The 24023-nt window shown below is 62.6% G+C and carries 23 protein-coding genes; 8 read left to right on the top strand and 15 right to left on the bottom strand.

Going from position 1 to position 24023, the window contains the following annotated elements; translation table 11 throughout:
* Nucleotides 1–57: 57 nt before the first annotated feature.
* The 8 genes from YA0848_RS13245 to YA0848_RS13210 form a co-directional block, all read right to left on the bottom strand.
* Nucleotides 58–687 (bottom strand): glutathione S-transferase N-terminal domain-containing protein, encoded by a 630-nt coding sequence (locus tag YA0848_RS13245; protein ID WP_034101130.1) that lies wholly within the window; start codon nucleotides 685–687, stop codon nucleotides 58–60.
* A gap of 146 nt (nucleotides 688–833) precedes the next feature.
* On the bottom strand, nucleotides 834–1016 hold the full coding sequence (locus tag YA0848_RS13240) for a hypothetical protein (RefSeq protein WP_034115302.1): 183 nt from the start codon (nucleotides 1014–1016) through the stop codon (nucleotides 834–836).
* On the bottom strand, nucleotides 1013–2116 hold the full coding sequence (locus YA0848_RS13235) for a PepSY-associated TM helix domain-containing protein (RefSeq protein WP_034115301.1): 1104 nt from the start codon (nucleotides 2114–2116) through the stop codon (nucleotides 1013–1015). The genes YA0848_RS13240 and YA0848_RS13235 overlap by 4 nt, the downstream gene beginning before the upstream one ends.
* Before the next feature lie 26 nt (nucleotides 2117–2142).
* A complete protein-coding gene (locus tag YA0848_RS13230) occupies nucleotides 2143–4572 on the bottom strand; it encodes a TonB-dependent siderophore receptor (RefSeq protein WP_034115300.1) in 2430 nt (809 codons plus the stop codon).
* Between the two features lie 218 nt (nucleotides 4573–4790).
* A complete protein-coding gene (locus YA0848_RS13225; RefSeq protein WP_040267120.1) occupies nucleotides 4791–5759 on the bottom strand; it encodes a FecR domain-containing protein in 969 nt (322 codons plus the stop codon).
* Nucleotides 5756–6274, bottom strand: a complete 519-nt coding sequence (locus tag YA0848_RS13220) for an RNA polymerase sigma factor (protein WP_034101123.1) — start codon at nucleotides 6272–6274, stop codon at nucleotides 5756–5758. Before YA0848_RS13220 ends, YA0848_RS13225 begins: the two co-directional genes overlap by 4 nt.
* Before the next feature lie 100 nt (nucleotides 6275–6374).
* Entirely contained in the window at nucleotides 6375–7082 is a 708-nt protein-coding gene (locus YA0848_RS13215; RefSeq protein ID WP_169903041.1) for a 3'-5' exonuclease, read from the bottom strand.
* The gene (locus tag YA0848_RS13210) at nucleotides 7079–9001 is read right to left on the bottom strand and encodes a putative nucleotidyltransferase substrate binding domain-containing protein (RefSeq protein ID WP_169903085.1); all 1923 of its coding nucleotides are present in this window, start codon (nucleotides 8999–9001) and stop codon (nucleotides 7079–7081) included. Before YA0848_RS13210 ends, YA0848_RS13215 begins: the two co-directional genes overlap by 4 nt.
* 244 nt (nucleotides 9002–9245) lie before the next feature.
* Between YA0848_RS13210 and YA0848_RS13205 the strand changes: the two genes are divergently transcribed.
* Nucleotides 9246–9692 (top strand): response regulator, encoded by a 447-nt coding sequence (locus tag YA0848_RS13205; protein ID WP_047882496.1) that lies wholly within the window; start codon nucleotides 9246–9248, stop codon nucleotides 9690–9692.
* Between the two features lie 111 nt (nucleotides 9693–9803).
* Here the strand turns inward: YA0848_RS13205 and YA0848_RS13200 are convergent, their stop codons facing one another.
* The gene (locus YA0848_RS13200) at nucleotides 9804–11981 is read right to left on the bottom strand and encodes a malate synthase G (protein ID WP_034115297.1); all 2178 of its coding nucleotides are present in this window, start codon (nucleotides 11979–11981) and stop codon (nucleotides 9804–9806) included.
* 267 nt (nucleotides 11982–12248) lie between these two features.
* On the opposite strand from YA0848_RS13200, the gene YA0848_RS13195 reads away from it, so the two are divergent.
* A complete protein-coding gene (locus YA0848_RS13195; protein ID WP_034101118.1) occupies nucleotides 12249–12761 on the top strand; it encodes a glycine cleavage system protein R in 513 nt (170 codons plus the stop codon).
* A gap of 221 nt (nucleotides 12762–12982) precedes the next feature.
* On the opposite strand, the gene rarD is transcribed toward YA0848_RS13195, so the two are convergent.
* From rarD to YA0848_RS13170, 5 genes are all read right to left on the bottom strand, one after another.
* Nucleotides 12983–13867 (bottom strand): EamA family transporter RarD, encoded by an 885-nt coding sequence (rarD, locus tag YA0848_RS13190; protein ID WP_034101117.1) that lies wholly within the window; start codon nucleotides 13865–13867, stop codon nucleotides 12983–12985.
* Between the two features lie 127 nt (nucleotides 13868–13994).
* Entirely contained in the window at nucleotides 13995–14969 is a 975-nt protein-coding gene (locus tag YA0848_RS13185) for a serine/threonine protein kinase (RefSeq protein ID WP_034101116.1), read from the bottom strand.
* A 167-nt stretch (nucleotides 14970–15136) separates the two neighbouring features.
* Nucleotides 15137–17035, bottom strand: coding sequence for a PhoX family protein (locus YA0848_RS13180; protein ID WP_169903045.1), 1899 nt, complete (start codon nucleotides 17033–17035; stop codon nucleotides 15137–15139).
* 81 nt (nucleotides 17036–17116) lie between these two features.
* On the bottom strand, nucleotides 17117–17881 hold the full coding sequence (locus YA0848_RS13175; RefSeq protein WP_169903046.1) for a TOBE domain-containing protein: 765 nt from the start codon (nucleotides 17879–17881) through the stop codon (nucleotides 17117–17119).
* Nucleotides 17882–17939: 58 nt separating this feature from the next.
* Nucleotides 17940–18677, bottom strand: coding sequence for a ComF family protein (locus tag YA0848_RS13170; protein WP_169868658.1), 738 nt, complete (start codon nucleotides 18675–18677; stop codon nucleotides 17940–17942).
* A 91-nt stretch (nucleotides 18678–18768) separates the two neighbouring features.
* Here YA0848_RS13170 and bioB point away from each other — a divergent pair, with 91 nt between their 5' ends.
* The 6 genes from bioB (at nucleotide 18769) to YA0848_RS13140 (ending at nucleotide 23728) form a co-directional block, all read left to right on the top strand.
* Nucleotides 18769–19824 carry a biotin synthase BioB gene (bioB, locus tag YA0848_RS13165; RefSeq protein ID WP_034101112.1) on the top strand — a complete coding sequence of 352 codons (1056 nt, stop codon included), beginning with the start codon at nucleotides 18769–18771 and terminating at the stop codon, nucleotides 19822–19824.
* Nucleotides 19825–19967: 143 nt separating this feature from the next.
* Complete coding sequence (gene bioF / locus YA0848_RS13160) at nucleotides 19968–21134, top strand: 8-amino-7-oxononanoate synthase (protein WP_169903050.1); 1167 nt, start codon at nucleotides 19968–19970, stop codon at nucleotides 21132–21134.
* Complete coding sequence (locus YA0848_RS13155) at nucleotides 21127–21858, top strand: alpha/beta fold hydrolase (protein WP_169903051.1); 732 nt, start codon at nucleotides 21127–21129, stop codon at nucleotides 21856–21858. Before bioF ends, YA0848_RS13155 begins: the two co-directional genes overlap by 8 nt.
* A complete protein-coding gene (gene bioC / locus YA0848_RS13150) occupies nucleotides 21851–22663 on the top strand; it encodes a malonyl-ACP O-methyltransferase BioC (protein ID WP_169903053.1) in 813 nt (270 codons plus the stop codon). Before YA0848_RS13155 ends, bioC begins: the two co-directional genes overlap by 8 nt.
* On the top strand, nucleotides 22660–23340 hold the full coding sequence (bioD, locus tag YA0848_RS13145; RefSeq protein WP_169903055.1) for a dethiobiotin synthase: 681 nt from the start codon (nucleotides 22660–22662) through the stop codon (nucleotides 23338–23340). Before bioC ends, bioD begins: the two co-directional genes overlap by 4 nt.
* 106 nt (nucleotides 23341–23446) lie before the next feature.
* On the top strand, nucleotides 23447–23728 hold the full coding sequence (locus YA0848_RS13140) for a hypothetical protein (protein WP_034101107.1): 282 nt from the start codon (nucleotides 23447–23449) through the stop codon (nucleotides 23726–23728).
* Here YA0848_RS13140 and YA0848_RS13135 read toward each other — a convergent pair.
* On the bottom strand, nucleotides 23725–24015 hold the full coding sequence (locus YA0848_RS13135; RefSeq protein ID WP_169903057.1) for a hypothetical protein: 291 nt from the start codon (nucleotides 24013–24015) through the stop codon (nucleotides 23725–23727). The genes YA0848_RS13140 and YA0848_RS13135 overlap by 4 nt on opposite strands.
* Nucleotides 24016–24023: the final 8 nt, after the last annotated feature.

The raw sequence follows: 24023 nt of genomic DNA, 5'->3' as shown, positions 1-24023 counted from the left end.
TGGATGACATACCGCAGTCGCGGGCAAGCCCGCTCCCACATTGGGTCGGTGTGCAGGTCAGGCCGGTGGCTGGGTCTGCTGCATCGAAGGCCGCTGGCTGACGTCGGCGTACCAGGCGGCAAGCTGTGGGTTGTCCACGCGCCATTGCATATCCGGATGGCGAAAATCCAGATAACCCAGGGCACAGGCCACGCTGATCGCGGCAACGTCGAAGTGGCTGGCCAGTTCGGCGATGGCATTCTGTTCCAGCTCGGCGAGGGTGCGGCGGATTTTGTTGCGCTGCTCGTCGAGCCACTGATCCCAGTGCTTCTCCACCGGGCGCAGGGCGGTTTCGTAGCGCACCAGCACGGCGGCATCCATGATGCCGTCGGCCATCGAGGCCAATGTGAGGCGGCGCCAGCGTGCCGAGCCGTCGCGGGGGATCAGCGGGTTGCCGACGTGCTGGTGGTCGAAGTAATCGAGGATCACCCGGCTGTCGTGCAGCACCGAGCCGTCAGCCAGACGCAACGCCGGGATCTTGCCCACCGGGTTGCCGTCGACCAACTGCGCATCGGGGTTGACCGGGGTCGGCATGCAGGCGTGCAGGGCCACGCGGTCCTGCTGGCCGGTTTCGAGCAGCAGCACGCGGACTTTGCGTACGAACGGCGATGCAGGGTTGTGGAACAAGGTCATGCTGGGTGTGGACATGGGCATTCCTCTGGATTGACTGTGGCTAGCCTAGAGGGTCGTGCGGTGGCTGGCGAGGGGGCTTCATCGGGGGCAAGCCCCCTCCCACAATTTGAATGTGTTAACAAATCAAAAATGTGGGAGGGGGCGAGCCCCCGATGAGGTCCTCAGCCACGCCCCTTGAACAACCCCCAACTACCAATGGCCGCTGGTATACCCAACCCCACCCAACTCAACGCATCCCACCCACCATCTCCCAATAACGCCGCAAACAGCCCGGCGGCGCTGAGCAGGCCGATTCCCAACGGAAGACCGAACACCTTCCAGAAACTCGACTGGCGCGGCCTCATGCCTTGCCCGCCCTGCGTTTGGCGATCCACAGGTAAATCCCGCTGATCAGCACGACGATGGTCAGCCCATCCAGCAGCGCCCACAGGATCTTCATCGGCATGCCGCCATAGTCGCCAAAGTGCAGCGGCTGGGACATGCCCATGGCGTCCATGTACCACGGCCGTTCGGCGATCGCCGTGACCTGCAGGGTGCTGGCGTCGATCAGCACCGGGGTGAGCAGGTGCGAAGTCAGGTGCGTGCTGCCCTTCATAAACACCGCATAGTGGTGCTCGCTGGAGAACCGCGTGCCGGGGAAGGCGATAAAGTCCGGCTGCATACCGGGTGCGGCGCGTGCGGCGATGCTCAGCAACTCGCTGGCCGGGGCGCGTAAGGTCAGCGGCGGCGCATCCTTGTACGGTTCGATCAGGGCCGTGAGGCTGTCCTGGCGCCAGGCGGCGATGAGCAGGTCGGCGCAGGCGCTGATCACGCCGGTCACGCCCACCACCAGGGCCCAGGTCAGCGTAACCACGCCGATCAGGTTGTGCAGGTCGAGCCAGCGCAGGCGGGTGGTTTTGTCCCGGCGCACGCTGGCGAATTTCAGACGACGCATGAACGGCAGGTACAGCACCGTGCCGGAAATGATCGCCAACACAAACAGCACACCCATAAACGCCAGCAGCAGCTTGCCCGGCAGACCGGCGAACATATCCACATGCAGGCGCAGCAAAAACAAGGTGAAACCGCCATTGGCCGAGGGCATCTCCAGCGCGTCGCCGTTGCGCGCATCGAGCATGAAGGTGTGGGACGCGTTCGGCTCCGTGCCGGCGGTGGCGGCCATGATCGCGATCACACCGTTCGGGTCGTCTTCATCCCAGGCCAGGTATTGCAGGGCCTCTCCGGGGCGATGGGCCAGGGCCTTGTTCACCAGTTGTTCCAGGTTCAATCGCGGCGTATCGGCCGGCATCGGCTGGAGCTGGGGTTCGTTGCCCAGCAGATGGTCGATCTCGTGGTGAAACACCAGCGGCAGGCCGGTGAGGGCGAGCAGCAGCAGGAACACCGTGCAGATCAGGCTGGTCCAGGTGTGGACGAAGGACCAGCGGCGGATGGTTGTGCTTTTCATGTTTCAGCCTGCAGCCTCTGCGCCGATCACCATTGGTACGTGGCGCTGGCGACGACGCTGCGTTGGTCGCCGAAGTAGCAGTAGTTGCCATCGCAGGTGGACAGGTAGTCCTTGTTGAACAGGTTGGTGGCGTTCACCTTCAGCGACGCGCCTTTGAGGCTGTTGTCCAGGCGACCGAGGTCGTAATGCACCGCGCCATCGAACACGGTGTAGGCGTTGGCCTTACCCAGCCAGGTGTTGGCCTGGTCGCCGTAGGTGTTGCCGGTGTAACGCGCGCCAAAGCCGATGCCGAAGCCATCGAGCACGCCGGTGTGCCAGGTGTAGTCGGTCCACAGCGACGCTTGCTGGTTGGGCATCAGTTGCAGGCGGTTGCCTTTGTATTGGCCTTTTTGCACCTCGGATTTGGCCAGGGTGTAGGCGGCGATCACCTTGAGGTTATCGGTTACGTCAGACACCGCTTCCAATTCCAGGCCCTTGACCTTCACTTCGCCGGTCTGGTCGGTGACTGAAACGCCGCCGGCCTGGAAGCTGGTCACCAGCACGTTCTTTTGGGTCAGGTCATAGACCGCCGCGCTCAGCAGGGTGTTGGAGCCGGGCGGCTGGTATTTGACCCCCAGTTCCCATTGCTTGCCTTCGGTGGGTTTGTACGACTTCACAGGATCGACGCTGGCGTTGCTCGCCGGCTGGAACGACTCGGCGTAGGACAAGTACGGCACGAAACCGGAGTCGAACACGTAGCTCAAGGCCGCGTTGCCGCTGAAGTTCTTGCTGCGGTCAGTGTTGGTCGCGTCGTTCTTGTTGAAGTAGGTGGTGCCCTGGTGCACCCAGTCTTCACGGCCGCCCAAGGTCAGGCGCCAGTTGTCCAACGCCATCTGGTCCTGGACGTAAAGCCCGGTTTGCACGGTTTTCTGGTTGTAGTCATAGAACGCTGTGGAGCGCGCAGGACGGACGGTCGGGCCCCCGTAGCTCGGGTTGAAAATATTGGTGCCCGAGGCCAGACCGAAGATCGACAGATAGGACGTGTCGGTACGCTGATGATCCAGGCCCAGCAGCAGGGTGTGGGTGATGTCCCCCGTGGCAAAGTCGGCCTGGAAGTTGTTGTCCACGGCGAACTGGCCGATGTTCTCGTCCACATTGGTGGTGGACCGGCTGATATTGCCCGCCGCGTCGGCCGGCGAGAAGGCGTAGGAGCCCACGGTCAGTTGCTGGAACGACAGCTCGGACTTGGTGTAACGCAGGTTCTGCTTGAATTGCCAGGTATCGTTGAGGCGATGCTCGAAGGCGTAGCCCAGGGCGTAGTAGGTGCGGTCGTAGAACTCATAGTCCGGATCGCCGAGGTTCTTGTGGTGGGACACCTCCCCCAGCGGCGATTTGATCTTGGTGCCCTGGATCGGCAGGAACTGGCTGGTGGTGCCGGTATCGTCGCGGGTGAACTGCGACAGCAAGGTCAGCCGGGTGTCGGGGTCGATGTTCCAGGTCAGGCTGGGGGCGATGTTGTAGCGCTTGTTGTCGATGTGATCGACCTGGGTGCCGGAGTCGCGCACCACGCCGCTCAGGCCATAGAGAAACTGGCCGTCGTCGTCGATCTTGCCGGTGCTGGCGAAGTTGATCTGGCGGTGATTGTCGCTGCCGTACTGCACTTGCACCGCATGGCTGGCCTGCTCGCTGGGACGGCTGCTGACCATGTCCAGCAGGCCACCCGGTGGAGTCTGGCCATACACCGACGAGGCCGGTCCGCGCAGCAGGGCCAGGCGATCGAGGTTCCAGGTCTCGGCTTTCGGGTTGGCATACACGCCACGCGGCAGTGGCAGGCCGTCGAGAAACTGCGTCGGCTCAAAGCCGCGTACGCGCATCCAGTCGTAGCGCGTGTCGCTGCCGTAGCTGGCGGACACGATGCCGGGCATGTATTTCACCGCGTCGTCGAGGGTGTGAACGCTACGATCCTGCATCTGCTGGCGGGTGGCGACGGAGATCGAGCGCGGCGCTTCCACCAGGGCGGTGTCGGTCTTGGTGCCGGCGGCGGTGCGTGTCGCCAGGTAGCCTTGGGCCGGGCCCCATGCGCTTTCATAACTGCCTTGCCCGGTGATGTTGGTTTCCGGCAACGCCACTACGCCGTCCGGAATCGCCACCAAGGTGAAGGTTCCGGCGCTGCTCTGTTCCAGCTGCAACCCCGTGCCGCGCAGTGCTTGGCGCAGCGCGCTCTGGGCATCGAACTGGCCGTTTACAGGAGCGGAGGTTTTACCGGCGGCCAGGGCCGGATCGAGGGTCAGCGCCAGGCCGGCCTGGCTAGCGATCTGGTTGAGCGTGCTGGCCAGAGGCGCCGCCGGCAAGTTGTAGGCACGCACGCTGGAGGCCTGTTCGGCGGCCAATAGCTGAGGCGTGATCAGCGGTGTGCCGAGGGCAATGGCCACGGCCAACAGACTGGGGCGCAGCAGGGTGTCTAGTGTGCGGGACATAGGGCGGCTCCTGAATGGAAGTAATTCGCAATTGCCTATGTGCCGAGCGAGATTCGAAAAGTGATAGGGCTGGATGAAAATATTTTTTGCCGGGGATTTTTCGGTGTGTTTGCAGGCCTATCGGGGGCAAGCCCCCTCCCACAGTTGATCGGATATTGTTCAGGTCAATGTGGGAGGGGGCTTGCCCCCGATAGCCTCAACCCAGGCCTCACTGATGCCTAACGCTTGGCACCCACCGTCACCCACCACGGCGTGTGCTGCGTGATTTGCACCGGCAACGTCGGCAGCAGCGCATTGAGCGCCAGCGTGGTGTCGTGCAGCGGGAAGCTGCCGGTGATGCGCAAGTCGGCCACGTTTTTATCCACGCCTAGATAGCCAGGGCGGTAGCGACTCAATTCCTCGACCACGTCGCCCAGGCGCGCGTTGTCCACCACCAGCATGCCGCGCGTCCAGGCATCCGTGGCGGGGGTGACGGCCAGGGACGGGCCGAGGCCGTCGCTGCGCATCAGCACTTGCTGGCCTGCTTTGAACACCTGTTCCTGAGGCAGCGCCTCCGGCTGCGCTGCAACGGCGGACTGCAGCACGCTCAGGCGCGTGGCGTCGTCTTCGCGCTTGACGATAAACCGCGTACCTAGCGCCCGCAGGCGGCCGTCGCGGGTCTGCACGTAGAACGGGCGCGCATCGTTATGGCCGGTTTCGACGAGGATTTCACCGTCCTGCAGCACGATCAGCCGGCGCTTTTCATCGAAGCGCACGTCGATGGCGCTGTGGGTGTTGAGGTTGATCTGGGTACCGTCCGCCAGTTTCAGCGTGCGCTGCTCGCCGGTGGCGGTGCGTTGGTCGGCCAGCCAATAGTGGATCGGCACATAGCGTTCGCCTGCAAATAACCCCAGGCCGCAGATAAGCGCAATGCTCGCCAGGCCGCTGCCGAGCTTGCGTACCCGTTGACGGATGGCCTGACGCGACTGCAACAACGCGGCGCGCGCCGGGCCCGAGGCGATGCTGAAACGTTGGTCGAGCATGCCCAACTGGCGCCAGGCGCGGGCGTGTTCCTCATCGCTGGCCAGCCATTTGCTGAACTCTTCACGCTCGACCGCACTGCCGTCGCCAGAATCCAGGGACAACTGCCAGGCAATCGCCGCATCCAGCACGCGGGCCGAGACCGGTTTGGCGCCGACTGCACTCATGTCGGCTCGCCATACAGTGCGATATAGCACTGGCGAATGCCCTGGGCCAGGTACTGGCGCACGCGGGGCACCGATACGCCGAGGCGTTGGGCGATCTGCGCGTGGCCCAGGCCGTCGAGACGACTGTAGAGAAACGCCGCGCGGGCCTTGCTCGACAACGTGCCGAGCAATCGGTCGATGGCTTTGAGGTCTTCGAGGATCAGTTGCTGGGCTTCGGGGGACGGGTGTTCGCTTTCCGGGATCAGCATCAATTCGGCCAGGTAAGCCTGCTCCAATGCCGCGCGCCGGAAATAGTCGAACAACAGGCCCTTGGCGATGGCCACCAGAAATGCCCTTGGCTCGCGCGGTTCCGGCAACGTGTCGCGCCCCAACAGGCGCATGAACGTGTCCTGGCTCAGGTCTTCGGCGCGGCTCGGGCACGCCACGTTGCGCCGCAGCCAGGCCAGCAGCCAGCCGCGATGGTCGCGATACAACGCACCAACCCGCTCACTGTGTGGGTTCTGGACCGACGACAAGGCATCACCGAATAAACAAGAGGTTTAAACTAACGAGAATTATTCGCGATTGTGTCAGAGGCGTGGGGTAGGCGCAATTGGCGTCTGTCGGGAGATGAGATTAAAACGATGGCGCCTGTTGCCGGCGTTTCCATTGGCTCAACCGCGTGTGCAGCGCGTGCGGTGTATCGATTGACTGCTGGCGCGCGCGGCTGAACAAAATCAGCATCAGCTCCGCCGTGGCCAAGGCGTCGGCGCTGGCGTGATGGCGTTCGCCGACTTCCAGGTGAAAGTGTTTGACCCAATCGTCCAGCCCTGCCTCGCGAAGAGGTGCTTCGGGGCACAGCAGGGGGGCGATGTCGGCCACATCCAGAAACGGGTGGGTCAGGCGATAACCCAGGCTGTCCTTGAGCGCGCGGCTCAGCATGTGTTGATCGAACGGCGCGTGGAACGCGAGCAGTGGGCTGTCGCCGACGTACTCCATAAAGTCCAACAAGGCTTCCACCGGATCGCTGCCGGCGGCAATGGCGCTGGGCCCCAGGCCGTGGATCAGCACACTGGGGCTGAGTTTGGTTTCGGGGCGTTGCAGGGTGCGCTCGAACAACTGTGAGAAGTCCACCGCGCCATCCTCGATCACTACCGCGCCGATGGACAGCACCTGGTCGCGGTTGAGGTTCAGGCCGCTGGTTTCCAGGTCCACCACCACCCAGCGTTGGCTGCGCAAGGCGCCTTCACTCAGCGGCGCGGGTTTGGGCAGTTGCGCCAAGCGCCGTTGTTGGGTTGCATCCAGCTGGGGTTTGGCCGCGCGCAGCCAGGCGAACAGGCTCACAGTTGATACCGCTGGGTCAGGCTGCTTTGCAGGCGCTGGGCCTGGCGCAGGGATTCGCGCAGGATGCGCCGGTCCAGGTGGTTGAGGCTGTCGGGATCGACGCGGTTGGAATACGGCTGGTTTTCGCGACTTTGCAGTTGGTGCTGCTGCATGCGGGTCTGCTGGATAAAGTGATAGGCCTCCTCATACGCCGCACCGTCCAGCGGTTCGATAACCTCCTTGACCACCAGTTGGCGCAGACGCTCCAGGGTGTTGTTAGCGTGAATGCCGTTGGCCAGGGCCAGCAGGCGCGCGCCGTCGACGAAAGGCGTGAGACCCTGCACCTTGAGATCCAAGGTGGCTTTTTCGCCACCTTTGCGGGTTAGCACAAAGTCACGGAAACGCCCAACCGGGGGGCGCTGGCGCAGCGCATTCTCGGCCAGCATGCGTTGGAACAGACGGTTATCCGCGACCTGATCGAGAATGCCCTGGCGCAATACCTCGCAGCCTTGCTCGTCGCCCCACACCACGCGCAAGTCAAAATAAATACTCGAACCCAACAGGTTCTCCGGCGTCGCCTCGCGGATGAACGCCGCAAAACGCCGCGCCCATTCGGCCCGCGACAGGCACAGCTCCGGGTTGCCGGCCATGATATTGCCTTTGCACAGGCTGAAACCGCATAGCGCCAGGCTCTGGTTGATGTGTTGGGCCAGGGGCAATAGACGGCCGCGGATCGCGGCGGCCTCGGCGGCGTCCTTGGCCTCGAACAGAATGCCGTTGTCCTGATCGGTGTACAGCGTCTGCTCGCGGCGGCCTTCGCTGCCGAAGCACAGCCAACTGAATGGCACGCCAGGGTCACCTTTTTCGGCGAGGCTCAGCTCGATCACCCGGCACACAGTGTGATCGTTGAGCAGGGTGATGATGTGGGTAATCTGGGTGGACGACGCGCCGTGGGCCAGCATGCGCTCGACCAACTGACCGATCTCGCCGCGAATCGCCACCAGGTTGTCGATGCGCGGGGCGTTGCGAATGGTCCGGGCCAGGTGCACCAGGTCCACCCGTTGCAGGGAAAACAGATCGCGCTCGGACACCACGCCACACAGGCGCTGGTCCTTGACCAGGCACACATGGGCGATATGCCGCTCGGTCATGGCGATGGCGGCGTCGAAGGCGCTGTGGTCCGGCGTCAAAAAGAACGGTGCCTGGGTCATGTGCACGTCGATGGCCTGGCTGAAATCGCTGACGCCGCCGGCCACCACATGGCGTAAGTCGCGTAGGGTAAAAATCCCCAGGGGCGCCTTGTTGTCGTCGACGATGACAATGCTGCCCACTTGCTGCTCGTGCATCAGCGTGACTGCTTCGCGCAAGGGCGTATGCGGGCTGCAGGTGACCGGATGGCGCATGGCCAATTCACCCAGGCGCGTGTTGAGGGAGTATTGGGTGCCGAGGGTTTCCACGGCCTTTTGCTGCACCTGCTGGTTGACCTGATCCAAGAGGCTGCTGACGCCGCGCAGGGCGAAGTCGCGGAACGGGCTGGAAAGGGCGAACAACTTGATAAAGGCCGGTTTGTTCAGTTGCAGGCAGAACGTGTCTTCGGCGGCCTTGTGCTCGGTGCGCGTGGCGCGTTCGCCCAGCAGCGCGGCCAGAGGGAAGCATTCGCCGGTGGTGATTTCGAAGGTGGTCTCGGTGGTGTCCGGTCGTTCGCCGATCACGCGGCCTTGTTTGACGATGTAGAAATGCTCGACCGGCCCGCCCGACGGTTTGAGGATGCTGTCACCGGGGGCATAAAAACGTAATTGGCATTGTTCCACCAGAAACGCCAGGTGCGCGTTTTCCATCTGGTTGAAGGGCGGGAAGCGTTGTAGAAACTGCAGCGTGCCTTGGATATTTTGCAGCACGGCAGTTTTCCCCGCCTGGGCGAAGGCATCAGCTTTACTCATAACAGTGACCGCAGTTTTTTTGTCGTTATCGAGCTGCATGGTCGACTCCTGCGCGGCGGGTGCCCATTGGACGTAAGTCTAGGTCGGTGTAAAAGACGCTGAGCTAGGGAAAAACCCTACATGTTTATCGTCCGAACCCCGTAGAACGCCCACTAGGCAAACTTTCCGACGAAGTGCACATTGTTCGCCCTTCCGCAGATGTCTGACGAGTGCTGGGAGATTGATTAGAACCGCTGAGAACCGTATGTCCGACCACGATATTTTGAGTGATGCCGAGCGCGAGGCGCTCAGCGCCGTGATGCTGGAGCCCGATCTGCCGCCACAACGCGTGTTGATTGTCGACGACGACAAGGACGCGCGCGAGTTGCTGGCGGAAATCCTGGGCCTGGACGGTATTCGCTGCATGACCGCCGACAGTGGCGAGCGCGCGTGGGATTTATTGAACTCCAGCAGTTCCATCGGCTTGTTGATTACCGACCTGCGCATGCAACCCAGCAACGGGCTGGAACTGATCAAGCAAGTGCGCGAATCCACACGCGCGGCGCTGCCGATCATCATCATGTCCGGGGACGCCGAAGCGCCGGATGTCATTGATGCGATGCATTTGAGCGTGGTGGATTTTTTGCTCAAGCCGATTGATAGCGTGAAACTGGCGAGGTTGGTGAAGCGGGAGTTGGGGATGGCTTCCTGATTCCTCCTTACATCCGCCCACGCTGGGAGGGCGCTTGCTTCCGATGGCGCCATTGCGGTCAGCCCAAGCCTCAAACAAAAAGCCCTGATCTCTCGATCAGGGCTTTTCTATTTACAGGCCGTTCTTAGCCTTGAATTCCCGACGCCGGCGATGCAACACCGGCTCGGTATACCCGTTAGGCTGTTTGGTCCCTTCAATCACCAGTTCCACCGCCGCCTGGAAGGCGATGTTGCTGTCGAAGTCCGGTGCCAGCGGGCGATACAACGCATCCCCGGCATTTTGACGGTCCACCACCGGCGCCATGCGCTTGAGGCTTTCCATCACTTGCGCTTGATTGACGATGCCGTGGCGCAGCCAGTTGGCGATGTGCTGGCTGGAGATGCGCAGGGTCGCGCGGTCTTCCATCAGGCCGACGTCGTTGATGTCCGGCACCTTCGAGCAGCCGACGCCCTGGTCGATCCAGCGCACTACATAGCCGAGGATGCCCTGGGCGTTGTTGTCCAGCTCGTTGCGGATTTCCTCTTCAGACCAGTCGGTATTGCTGGCCAGGGGAATGGTCAGGATATCGTCCACCGAGGCGCGTTCGCGCTTGGCCAGTTCGGCCTGACGCGCGAACACGTCGACCTTGTGGTAGTGCAGTGCGTGCAACGCGGCGGCCGTTGGCGAAGGTACCCACGCGGTGTTGGCGCCGGCCAGCGGGTGAGCGATTTTCTGTTCCAACATCGCCGCCATCAGGTCGGGCATCGCCCACATGCCTTTACCGATCTGCGCACGACCTTGCAGGCCGGTGCTCAAGCCGATATCGACGTTCCAGTTTTCATACGCTGCAATCCACTTTTCCGACTTCATCGCCGCCTTGCGCACCATCGCGCCGGCTTCCATGGAGGTATGGATTTCGTCGCCGGTGCGGTCGAGGAAACCGGTGTTGATAAACACCACGCGCTCACTGGCGGCCTTGATGCAGGCTTTGAGGTTGACCGTGGTGCGGCGCTCCTCGTCCATGATCCCGACTTTGAGGGTATTGCGCGGCAGGTTCAGCACGTCTTCGACGCGGCCGAACAGCTCGTTGGTGAATGCCGCTTCTTCCGGACCGTGCATTTTCGGTTTAACGATGTACACCGAACCGGTGCGGCTGTTCTTGCGGCTGGTATTGCCGTTGAGGCTGTGGATTGCCGCCAGGCTGGTGATCAGGCCGTCGAGAATACCTTCCGGTACTTCGTTGCCGTCTTTATCCAGGATCGCGTCGATGGTCATCAAGTGGCCAACGTTACGCACGAACAGCAGCGAACGACCGTGCAGGGTCACGTCCTGGCCATTCACGCCGGTGTAAACGCGATCGGGGTTCATGGTGCGGGTGAAGGTCTTGCCGCCCTTGGCCACTTCTTCGGCCAGGTCGCCCTTCATCAGACCGAGCCAGTTGCGGTAGATCACCACTTTGTCGTCGGCATCCACGGCGGCGACGGAGTCTTCGCAGTCCATGATGGTGGTCAGCGCGGCTTCCATCAGCACGTCTTTGACACCGGCGGCATCGGTCTGGCCGACCGGGGTGCTGGCGTCGATTTGGATTTCGAAGTGCAGGCCGTTGTGCTTGAGCAGGATCGCAATCGGTTGGGCGCTGTCGCCCTGGAAGCCGATCAATTGGCTGTCGTCGCGCAGGCCGCTGTTGCTGCCACCTTTAAGGCTGACGATCAGCTTGCCGTCGACAATCTTGTAGCCGGTGGACTCGACATGGCTGCCGGCGCTGAGCGGCGCGGCTTCGTCGAGGAAGGCGCGGGCGAAGGCGATGACCTTGTCGCCGCGCACCTTGTTGTAGCCTTTGCCCTTCTCGGCGCCGTCGGCTTCGCTGATGGCGTCGGTGCCGTACAGCGCGTCGTACAGCGAACCCCAACGGGCGTTGGATGCGTTGAGGGCGAAGCGGGCATTCATTACCGGCACCACCAACTGTGGGCCGGCCATGCGCGCGATTTCGTCATCGACGTTTTGGGTCGAGGCTTGGAAGTCTGCGGCTTCTGGCAGCAGGTATCCGATGTCTTGCAGGAAGGCTTTGTAGGCCACCGGGTCGTGGGCCTGGCCGGCATGGGTCTGGTGCCAGGTATCGATCCGTGCTTGGAAATCATCGCGTTTGGCGAGTAGGGCTTTGTTCTTCGGCGCCAGGTCGTGGATGACCTTATCGGCACCGGCCCAGAACTGATCGGCAGTGATGCCGGTGCCGGGAATGGCTTCGTTGTTCACGAAGTCGAACAGGACTTTGGCGACCTGCAGGCCACCGACTTGAACGTGTTCAGTCATTGCTTGCCTCACTCTGCGGAGCTTATGCGCTGTTTCGGATTTTCATTATGTAGTGCTCGGTTGGGCATACTACATGATGACTTGCGGTTGTGAAAATTAGACTAAATACGTCGTTTAGCGACCCACTTTGGTCGTACGGTCACAGCGGAGAACGGTATGTTCTCAAAAAGTTACAGGATTGTTCCAGATAAATATAAAAATGGTACACGATTTGTTTTCGCGGCACCCTGGGTCCACCTTGTAGGCTGACTTCCAGAGGGCTTCGCCATGGACCATCTTGTACTCACAATTATCGCCGCCGACAAACCCGGCCTGGTTGAACGTATCGCGCAGACCATCGCCGCCCAGGGCGGCAACTGGCTGGACAGCCGCATGGCCCATATGGCCGGGCAGTTCGCCGGGATCCTGCGGGTAAGTGTGCCGGCAGACAATCGTCAGGCGTTGGTGGGGGCGTTGGAGGACTTATCCACACACGGCATCCGCGTGCTGGTGGGCGAGGGCAGCACCGCGCCAGCGCCGGCGTCCAAACCCATCGTGATGACGTTGGTGGGCAATGATCGCGCAGGGATCGTGCGTGAGATCACGGCGTTGTTGAGCCGCCAGGGGGTCAACCTGGAAAGCCTGAGTACCGGCGTAACTCCAGCACCGATGAGCGGAGACCTGTTATTCAACGCCGAAGCGTTGTTGCAGGTGCCTTCGAGCTTGCCCCTTGAGACGTTGCAAGCCTCCCTGGAAACCTTGGCCGACGACCTGATGGTCGAGCTGCATCACGAGGAGTAATCGCCACAGGGTTATCCATGGAAATCTTGCATGGGCCTGTGGATAACCTGTAGAGACCCCTCGCCAGGCCACGCCCGCCGTGGCTCTTGCTCAGCTGAGCAAAAAACGAGCAGTTTCAATGGCTTGTGCACAAATGGCGGGGACCAGGTTGTGGATAACCTTGGGGTGAATGGCTGCAAGCCACACAGGCTGTGGCTTGCAGAGTTTTGTACGTTATTTGATCAGCGTTTGCGCACGCTCAGCCAGGCATCCACGCTGTACACCACCAGGCCGGCCCAGATAAAAGCGAATGCCAGCAGCGTGCTCGGCGCCAAGTGTTCGCCGAACAGCAGCACCGCTTCCAGCAACACCAATGTGGGCGCGACGTACTGCAAAAAGCCCAATGCGGTGTAAGGCAAATGCCGCGCGGCGGCGTTGAAACACACCAGCGGGATCAGCGTCACCGGGCCTGCGGCCACCAGCCACCAGGCTTCGGACGTGCTCCAGAATGCCAGTTGCGCGCTATGTGCGCTGGGGTTGAACAGCAGCCACGCCACTGCAATCGGTACCAGCATCCAGGTTTCCACCACCAGCCCCGGCAATGCTTTGACCGGCGCCTGTTTGCGGATCAGCCCGTAGAAACCGAAGGTCAACGCCAGCGCCAACGAGACCCACGGCAAGCTGCCCACCTGCCACACCTGTTGCGCCACGCCCACGGCGGCCAATATCACGGCGACCCACTGTAAGCGGCGCAGACGTTCGCCCAGCAACAGCATACCCAGCAGCACGTTCACCAGCGGGTTGATGTAGTAACCCAAGCTCGCTTCGAGCATGCGCCCGCTGTTGACCGACCACACATAGGTCAGCCAATTGGCCGCAATCAGCGAACCGCTCAGTGCCAGAATCGCCAGGCGCTTGGGGTTGTCGCGCAGCTCGCGGAACCAGCCGGGGTGCTTCCACACCATCAATAGCAAGCCCCCGAACAGCGCCGACCACAGCACCCGGTGCACGATGATCTCGGCGGCGGGCACGCTGGCGATGGCTTTGAAGTAGAGCGGGAACAGGCCCCAGATGACATAGGCGCTCAGGCCCAGAATGTACCCTTTGCGGGGGTTGGCGGCGTGCATGCGAAATCCTTGCTTAGGCAGCTAACAAAGCGCGATTGTAAGGATATTTGTCAACCAATGGGACTGGCTTGGTCATGAGGTTTGCTTTGTGTGGGAGGGGGCAGGCCCTCTCCCACATTAAAAGCACTCAGAAGAGTTTCAGCGGCTCTTCGTTGAGGGCCGAGAGTTGCTCACGCAGGGCCAGGACCTGATCGCCCCAATACCGCTCGGTGCCGAACCACGGAAAACTGTGGGGGAACGCCGGGTCGTCCCAGCGCCGTGCCAGCCAGGCGCTGTAGTGCATCAGGCGCAAGGCGCGCAGGGGTTCGATCAGAGCCAGTTCGCGCGGGTCGAAGTCGTGGAATTCCTGATAGCCGTCCATCAATTCCGACAGTTGCCCCAGGCATTCCTGACGATCGCCAGCGAGCATCATCCATAGGTCCTGCACCGCTGGGCCCATGCGGCAATCGTCCAGGTCGACGATGTGGAACATCTCGTCGCGGCACATCATGTTGCCGGGGTGGCAATCGCCGTGCATGCGGATGTTCTTGTGCGGGGTGGCCTTGTATACCTCTTCCACCCGTTTGAGCAGGTCGCGCGCTACTGACTCGTAGGCCGGCAACAGGCTCTTGGGAATGAAGTTGCCCTCAAGCAGCGTGGTCAGCGAATCGTGCCCGAAGTTCTTCACTCCCAGCGCTTCGCGGTGTTCGAACGGTCGCGTGGAGCCCACGGCATGCAAACGCCCCAGCAACTGCCCCAGCCGATAGAGTTGATCCAGATTGCCCGGCTCCGGCGCACGGCCGCCACGACGGGGGAACAAGGTAAAGCGGAACCCCGCGTGTTCGAACAGGCTCTCGCCGTTATGGATCAGCGGCGCCACCACCGGCACGTCGCACTCGGCCAATTCAAAGGTGAAACGGTGTTCTTCAAGAATCGCTTCGTTGGTCCAGCGCTGGGGCCGGTAGAACTTGGCGATCAGTGGCTCGGAGTCTTCGATGCCCACTTGATAGACGCGGTTTTCGTAGCTGTTGAGTGCCAGCACGCGGGCGTCGCTGAGGAAACCGATGCTTTCGACGGCGTCGAGCACCAGATCGGGGGTGAGTGTTTCAAACGGGTGGGCCATGCGAACTCCTGCGCGCAGCAGGGCGCCGCGTCCGGCCGGGTATGGTAACGCACGCGGCTGGAGATAGGGGGCGACTGTGCCATTGTCATCGGGCGCACGCCCCTCCCATCTTTGAAGGCAGTCACCTGTCAAAATGTGGGAGGGGGCTTGCCCCCGATAAGGCCGTGTCAGGCGCCGACGATGCCGCCGTCATCGCGCCGAATGGCCAGCACCGACGAACGCGGCTTACCGTTGGGCAAGTGCTCCGGCCAGGTCGAGCCACCGGTTTCGCCCGGATGCTGAATGCCCACGAACAGGGTTTTCTGGTCCGGCGCGAAGCTGATGCCGGTCACTTCACACGCCACCGGCCCCACCATGAAACGACGAATTTCCCCAGTGTTTGGATCGGCACAGAGCATCTGGTTGTTGCCCATGCCGGCGAAGTCGCCGCTGTTGCTGTAGTCGCCGTCGGTGAGAATCCACAGACGTCCAGCTTTATCGAAGCCCAGGCCGTCGGGGCTGTTGAACATGTTCTGCGGGTTGATATTCGACGAGCCGCCCTTGGGTGCGCCGGCGTGTACCGCTGGGTTACCGGCCACCACGAACAGGTCCCAACTGAAGTCGTCGGCACCGTGGTCATCGGCGTTGGCCTTCCAGCGCAGGATCTGGCCGTAGACGTTTTTCTCGCGCGGGTTAGGCCCGCCCACCGGCTGGCCGTCCTCACCGCGTTTGGCGTTGTTGGTCAGGGTGCAATAGACCTGGCCGTCGGTGGGGCTGACCACGATCCATTCCGGACGGTCCATACGCGTAGCTTTGACCACGCTGGCGGCCAGGCGCGCGTGGATCAGCACTTCGGCCTGGCTGGCAAAACCGCTGCTGGCGTCGATGCCGTTTTTGCCGTGGGTCAACTCGACCCACTGGCCCTTGCCGCGAGGATGATCGGCGTTGCCGTCGCCCGCGTCGAAGATCGCCACGTACAGCGTGCCGTGGTCGAGCAAGTCCTTGTTGGCCTTGGGGTTCTTGTGATTGATCTTGTCGCGGCTGATGAACTTGTAGATGAATTCACCACGCTCGTCGTCGCCCATGTACACCACGGCGCGGCCGTCGCTGGTTTGCGCCAGCGCCGCGTTCTCGTGCTTGAAGCGGCCCAGGGCGGTGCGTTTGGCCGGGGTGGATTGCGGGTCGAAGGGGTCGATTTCCACCACCCACCCATGGCGATTGAGTTCGTTGGGGTTCTTGGCCATGTCGAAGCGCGGGTCGTGCAGGTGCCAGTTGATGTCCTTGCTGGCCGCCACCACGCCGTAGCGTTTCTGTCCGGCGTCGAAGGCTTGCTGCGGGTTGCTGCTGCCGAAGCAATCGGTGAAGTTTTCTTCACAGGTCAGGTAGGTGCCCCAGGGGGTCATGCCGTTGGCGCAGTTCTGGAAGGTGCCGAGGGCTTTCTTGCCGGACTTGTCGGCGCTGGTCTTCAACCAGTCATGGCCGGCGGCGGGGCCACTCAGGCGGATCGGCGTGTTGCCGTGGATGCGGCGGTTGTAGCGTGAGTCCTGAACGAACTGCCAGGTGTCGCCCTTGCGACGAATTTCGATCACCGACACGCCTTCGCTGGCCTGGGCCTTGCGCACCTCTTCGGCCGATTGCGGCGCGCCGCCGTGGGCGTAGAGGTAGCGATAGTTGGTGTATTCGTTATTGATCGCCATCAGCGCGCGGTTGTTGTCGCCGGGGAACGGGAACAGGCTCATGCCGTCGTTGTGGTCGCCGAACTGCTGCTCCTGTGCCACCGCTGTGCCGTTGCCGGACGGGTCGAAGGCCGGCGCATTCTTGTGCAGCGGCTGGCCCCAACTGATCAGCACCGAGGCGCTGTAGCCTGGCGGCAGGCTGATGGTGTCGCTGGTGGCGGCGGCGATGCTGTCGAACCCCAGCAGTGGGCTGGCGTTGGCGGCATTGACCGCCAGGGCGCTACGGCTGAGCAGGTTGCCGCCCAGAAACATCGCGGCGCCGCACAGGGCGCCGGCCCCGATAAAGCGGCGGCGGGTCAGGCCGACCATCTGTTCGAGGTCGGTGGCTTGGTTCTCTTCTAACAGGCTCATCTCGGGCTCCTTGAGTGCTTTTTGCCAACACCTTAAGCAGCCGCCGTGACGAAATTGTTGCAGTTTGAAGAAAGCTGCCGCTTACACCGGCGTCCCCAGCAACACCTGGCTCGGCGCGAATTGCACCTGGATCGGTTGGCCGACCGTCGCGCCCAATGCGGTAAGTGCGTTGGTCTGCGCTAAAGCGCAGAGCACCAGGCCATTGGGCAGGCTGATGCGCACTTCGCTGGGGCCGTCGTCGGCGTCGAGAACGGTGTCGATCAAGCCACTCAGGCAATTGTTTCCAGGTGTTGCGGGTTGATCGACCGCAAGCAGTTCCAGCCAGCCGGCCTTGATCAAGGCGACGGTTTCCACGCCCGGTTCCAGTTCCAGCCGTTGCGTGCTTTCGTGGGTGATTTGCGCTTTCACTGTCACACCGCCGACCAGACGCAGGTGGATCAGGTCATTGCGCCCCTGGGCCTCAATGGCGTCCACGCGGCCATGCAACTGGTTGCGCGCGCTGGTGCGCAGCATCAGGCGGCCGAGCAGGTTGAAGTCACTGGCGGCTTCGTCCGAGGCCAGCACTTGGGCCTGTAGCGCTTGCAGGCGCTGATATAGGCGCAACACCCGCTCGCCCTCCACGGTCAGCTTGGCGCCGCCACCGCCTTTGCCGCCGACATTGCGTTCAACCAAGGGCTTTTGCGCGAGGTTGTTCAGTTCATCGATGGCGTCCCACGCGGCCTTGTAGCTCAGACCTGCGCTTTTGGCGGCGCGGGTGATCGAGCCTTGTTCGGCAATATGGGCCAGCAACGCGATGCGTTGGGGGCGGCGGATGATGTGCTGGCTGAGGGGCGTCGGCAAAGGCATGGCAATACGCTTGAGTGGGATCGACCGAACGTTGCGGGCAAGACCGAGCGCCGTCAAGTCAGCCGCCGGGCTTGGGCGTGCGGGCCAGGCAATACACATCGACCTGGCGGGCGCCGGCACTGATCAACAGGCGGCTCAGGCTATGGGCCGTCGCGCCGGTGGTGAGCACGTCGTCCACCAGGGCAAAATGGCGGCCCTGCACCTGGGCATTGGCGCAAAGGGCGAAGGCGCCGCGCAGATTGCGCTGGCGGGTTTTGGCGTCGAGGGCCTGTTGCGCAAGGGTTTCATGGGGGCGTAGCAACAGCTGTTCATCGTGGGCGATGCCCAGGTCTTGGCTGAGCCAGCGCGCAAGCATCAATGCCTGGTTGTAGCCCCGTTCGCGCAGGCGCTTGCGGGCCAGGGGCACCGGCAGCAGGCAGTCGGGGCGCGCCAGGTCAGTGTTGTCGAAGCGGTGCTGCACATGCTGCGCGAGCAGTCGTGCGAGCATGTGCCCCAACGGCCAGCGTGCCTGGTGCTTGAAGCGGCTGATCAGGCTGTCGACCGGAAAGCTGTAGGACCAGGGCGCGATCACCTGTTTAAACGCAGGCGGCTTTTTCTGGCATTGACCGCAGGTCAGCCCTTCCATCGGCAAGGGCAGGGCGCAGACATCGCACTGGTCCAGCAGCCACGGCAATTCGGTTTCGCAGACGTTGCACACACAAAGCGCTGATTCGGTGGTTTCATCGCAGATTAAACAGCTGCGTTCGTTTTTTAACCAGTTGTAAACCTGGTGTTTGTATCCAAGTTGACAGTGCATGAATCTTCCTTAAATATGCCGAGCATCCGTGTCGTGCCTGTGGGTATTGCCTGCCCACAGCGTTTGCCAAAGCATAATCAAGGAACCGCCCATGAGCGCCAGCACCACCGCCCACTTGCGTCACGACTGGTCGTTAGCCGAAGTCAAAGCGCTGTTCGTGCAGCCCTTCAATGACCTGTTGTTCCAGGCGCAGACCGTGCACCGCGCGCATTTCGACGCCAACCGCGTGCAAGTGTCGACCCTGCTGTCGATCAAAACCGGCGCCTGCCCGGAAGATTGCAAATATTGTCCGCAGTCGGGCCACTACAACACCGGCCTGGAAAAAGAAAAGCTGATGGAAGTGCAGAAGGTCCTCGAAGAGGCCGCGCGCGCCAAGGCCATCGGCTCGACCCGGTTCTGCATGGGCGCCGCGTGGAAGCACCCGTCGGCCAAAGACATGCCCTACGTGCTGCAGATGGTCAAAGGCGTCAAGGCCATGGGCCTGGAGACCTGCATGACCCTCGGTCGGCTCGATCAGGACCAGACCGCCGCTTTGGCCGAGGCGGGCCTCGACTATTACAACCACAACCTCGACACCTCGCCAGAGTTCTACGGCTCGATCATCACCACCCGCACCTACAGCGAGCGTCTGCAGACCCTGGCCTACGTGCGCGAGTCGGGGATGAAGATCTGTTCCGGCGGCATCCTCGGCATGGGCGAGTCCCTCGACGACCGCGCCAACCTGCTGATCCAACTGGCCAACTTGCCGGAGCATCCCGAGTCGGTGCCGATCAACATGCTGGTGAAGGTGGCCGGTACGCCGCTGGAAAACGCCGATGACATCGACCCGTTCGACTTTATTCGCATGCTGGCAGTGGCGCGCATCCTGATGCCTACATCCCATGTGCGCTTGTCGGCCGGCCGCGAAGCCATGAACGAGCAGATGCAGGCCCTGGCGTTTTTCGCCGGCGCCAACTCGATCTTCTACGGCGACAAACTGCTGACCACCGCCAACCCGCAGGCCGACAAGGACATGCAACTGTTCGCGCGCCTGGGCATCCAGCCGGAGGCTCGCGAAGAGCACGCCGACGAGGTGCATCAGGCGGCGATCGAACAGGCATTGGTGGAGCAGAAAAGCAGCGAGCAGTTCTACAACGCCGTCGTTTAATTGAAGTGCGATCCAAATGTGGAAGGGGGCTTGCCCCCGATAGCGGTGGGTCAGTCATTACATGCACTGGCTGGCACACCCTCATCGGGAGCAAGCGCCCTCTCACATTTTGACCGAGTTAAACCTGCCAAACCGAGGCCAGCATGTCTTTCGATCTCGCCGCGCGCCTCGCTGCCCGCCGTGCCCAACACCTTTATCGCCAACGGCCGTTGCTTGCCAGCCCTCAAGGCCCGCAGGTGGTGGTCGACGGCCAACCCTTGCTTGCGTTCTGTAACAACGATTACCTGGGCCTGGCCAATCACCCGCAGGTGATCGAAGCCTGGCGCGCTGGTGCAGCACGCTGGGGCGTAGGCGGTGGCGCTTCGCACTTGGTGGTCGGCCATGCCACGCCGCACCATGAACTGGAAGAGGCCCTGGCCGACCTGACCGGTCGCCCACGGGCACTGCTGTTTACCACCGGCTACATGGCCAACCTCGGCGCGGTTACGGCGCTGGTGGGGCAGGGCGATACCGTGCTTGAAGACCGCCTCAACCATGCGTCGTTGCTGGATGCGGGGCTGTTGTCCGGGGCGCGGTTCAATCGTTACCTGCATAACGACGCCTCCAGCCTGGCCACGCGCCTGGAAAAAGCCACCGGCAACACCCTGGTAGTGACCGACGGGGTGTTCAGCATGGACGGCGATCTCGCGGACCTGCCCGCACTGGCCCGCGCCGCCAAAGCCAAAGGCGCCTGGCTGATGGTGGATGACGCCCACGGCTTCGGCCCACTGGGCGCCAACGGCGGCGGGATTGTCGAGCATTTCGGCCTGAGCCAGGACGATGTGCCGGTACTGGTCGGCACCCTGGGCAAAGCGTTCGGCACCGCCGGTGCGTTTGTGGCGGGCAGTGATGACCTGATCGAGAGCCTGATCCAGTTCGCCCGGCCGTACATCTACACCACCAGCCAACCGCCCGCGCTGGCCTGCGCCACGTTGAAAAGCCTGGAGCTGCTGCGCACCGAACACTGGCGCCGCGAGCACCTTGACGCGCTGATCCGTCAATTCCGTGCGGGGGCCGAGCAGCTAGGTTTGGACTTGATGCCCAGCTTTACGCCGATCCAGCCGATCCTGATCGGCGACAGCGCCAAGGCGATGCGCTTGTCCCGGATGCTGCGCGAGCGCGGCCTGATGGTCACCGCGATCCGCCCGCCCACCGTGCCCGCCGGCAGCGCGCGTTTGCGTGTGACGCTGACCGCCGCCCACACCGCGGCGCAGGTGCAGCAATTGTTAGAGGCGTTGGAAGCGTGTTTGCGGGAGCCCGAGCATGCGTGATCGATTGATCTTGCTGCCGGGCTGGGGCCTAGGCGTTTCACCGCTGGAGCCGTTGGCCGCTGCCTTGCGTGGCTTGGATGAGCACTTGCAGGTGCATATCGAACCGCTGCCTGCGCTGGACTCCAGCGACCTGAATGAGTGGCTCGACGAACTCGACGCCACGCTGCCGGACAACGCCTGGCTGGGCGGTTGGTCCCTCGGTGGAATGCTCGCCGCTGAGCTGGCCGCCCGGCGCGGCACGCGTTGCTGCGGGCTCCTGACGCTGGCGAGCAACCCTTGTTTTGTCGCCCATGACCACTGGCCCAGCGCGATGCCCGCCGAAACGTTCGATGCCTTCCTCGCCGGTTGCCACGCCGACTCCCAGGTCACCCTCAAACGCTTCGGCCTGTTGTGTGCCAAGGGCGCCGACGACCCGCGCGGTCTGGCGCGCTTGTTGGTCAGTGGTGCGCCGATTACGCCTTCCACCGTATTGATGACCGGCCTTGAAATGCTCGCGCAATTGGACACCCGCGATGCGTTGCTGGCCTATCGCGGGCCGCAATTGCACCTGTTTGGCGGCCTGGACGAGTTGGTGCCCGCCGAAGCCGCCAGCGAACTGCTGGCCCTGCTGCCCGATGTCGAAATCGGCCTGATTGAACAGGCCGGCCACGCTTTTCTTCTGGAAGACCCCCACGGTGTTGCGGCGGCCATCCAGGCTTTTTTGCATGAGTGCGTAGATGACTGATTTATCCCTTCCCCCGCTGCCCGGCGCTTTGCCGGACAAACGCCAGGTAGCGGCGTCTTTCTCTCGCGCGGCGGCCAGCTACGACAGCGTTGCCGAGTTGCAACGGGCGGTGGGCGGCGAATTACTGGCGCGTTTGCCGGCCGGTATCGCACCAGCGCGCTGGCTGGATATGGGCTGCGGCACCGGTTATTTCAGTCGAGCGTTGGGTGAGCGGTTGCCCGACAGCCACGGCGTGGCGTTGGATATCGCCGAAGGTATGCTCAATCACGCGCGGCCATTGGGCGGCGCGGCGCATTTCATCGCCGGAGATGCCGAACGGCTGCCGCTGAAGAATGAAAGCTGCGGGCTGATTTTTTCCAGCCTGGCGGTGCAATGGTGTGCCCATTTCAATGCGGTGCTCAGCGAGGCCCACCGCGTGTTGCAGCCGGGCGGGGTGCTGGCGTTCGCCAGTCTGTGCGTGGGGACCTTGGAGGAACTGCGCGAAAGCTGGCGCGCCGCCGATGGTCTGGTGCATGTCAATCGATTCCGCACCTTCGACGCGTATCGGCAACTGTGCGACGCCAGCGGTTTGCGTGTGCGGTGCCTGGAACGCCAGCCCCACGTGCTGCACTACCCGGACGTGCGCAGCCTGACCCATGAACTCAAGGCGCTCGGTGCGCACAATCTGAACCCCGGTCGGCCTGGCGGCTTGACGGGCCGCGCGCGCGTTGCTGCACTGATCCAGGCATATGAGCAGTTCCGTCAGGCCCAGGGCCTGCCGGCGACTTACCAAGTGGTGTATGCCGTACTGGAGAAGCCTCTATGAGCGCCGCTTATTTCATTACCGGCACCGATACCGATGTCGGCAAGACCACCATCGCCGCCGGCCTGCTACACGCGGCCCGGCAGGCCGGCAAGAGCACGGCGGCGGGCAAGCCGGTGGCGTCCGGGTGTAGCGTGACGAGCAAGGGCTTGCGCAATGCCGATGCGTTGGCGCTATTGGCCGAGTGCTCGGTGGCGCTGAGTTACGCCGAGGTCAACCCACTGGCGTTCGAACCGGCCATCGCTCCGCACCTGGCCGCGCGGGAGGCGGGCGTTGCGCTGACGGTGCAATCGCTGCTCAAACCCATGCAACAGGTTTTGGCGCGGCAGGCCGATTTCACCTTGATCGAAGGGGCTGGCGGCTGGCGCGTGCCATTGACCGACCAGGCCAACCTTTCTGATCTGGCCATTGCGCTCAAGCTGCCGGTGATCCTGGTGGTCGGCGTGCGCCTGGGCTGTATCAGCCATGCCTTGCTGACCGCCGAAGCCATTGCGCGGGACGGTTTGCCGCTGGCGGGATGGGTGGCCAATATCATCGACCCCAAGACCTCCCGTCTGGAAGAAAACCTTGCCACCCTCGCCGAACGCTTGCCCGCGCCATGCCTGGGGCGCGTGCCCAAGCTCAAGCAGCCCACGGCTGAGGCAGTAGCCGACTACCTGCAATTGGACCTGCTTGACTGATTTTGGCTATCAGCAAGGCATTGTGCCATTAGTGTTATTGACGGGTGTTTTGCCACGATCTCTGGTTCAATCGGGGCTCACGATTCTCTAAAGGCAGGTTAACGCCATGGAAATCTCAGGAAGCAGTGCGTTTTATTCGGGCCTGAGCACCATTCAGACGGGGCAGAACCGCGTCGACCAGGCCGCCGGTAAAATCGCCAGCGCCGCAACGACTCAGCCTTCGGATGCACAGGTTGACCGGCTGCGCGCCAACGACCGCGCCCAGCCGTCCAACTCGGCGAGCAATATGGTCGAAATGGCCGAGGGTAAGTTTCAGGTGGAGCTAGGTGTCAAAGTCGCCAAGGCTTCGGATGAAATGCTCGGTACGTTGATCGACACCTACGCTTAGCCCGCACTTTTTCTGTTGAGCGGGCCTGCATAGCAGCTCGCCATCTGAATACCTAATCCCTCCCGATCTAGTGGGGCGGTCACAATCGTGGCTGCCCTCAGTTCGACGCGCACCAGTTCGCTCACCGCGCGTCTTGCGTAATGATTTCCTACACTCACTCCCTGTGGCGTCGCGCCGCAGGCATTGCCGTGCGTGGCATTGATGCCCGTCATGACAAACGGCATCCGAGCGGTGCTTGACATCCCCAGGTCGTAAACGTATGTTTCAAACACCTGTTTGACCGCCACAGTTCATC

This window comes from Pseudomonas sp. S4_EA_1b (assembly GCF_016307435.1).
Taxonomy (GTDB): domain Bacteria; phylum Pseudomonadota; class Gammaproteobacteria; order Pseudomonadales; family Pseudomonadaceae; genus Aquipseudomonas; species Aquipseudomonas rhodesiae.
Note: the sequence above shows the minus strand (reverse complement) of the source record. Positions and strands in the feature narration are given on the sequence as shown.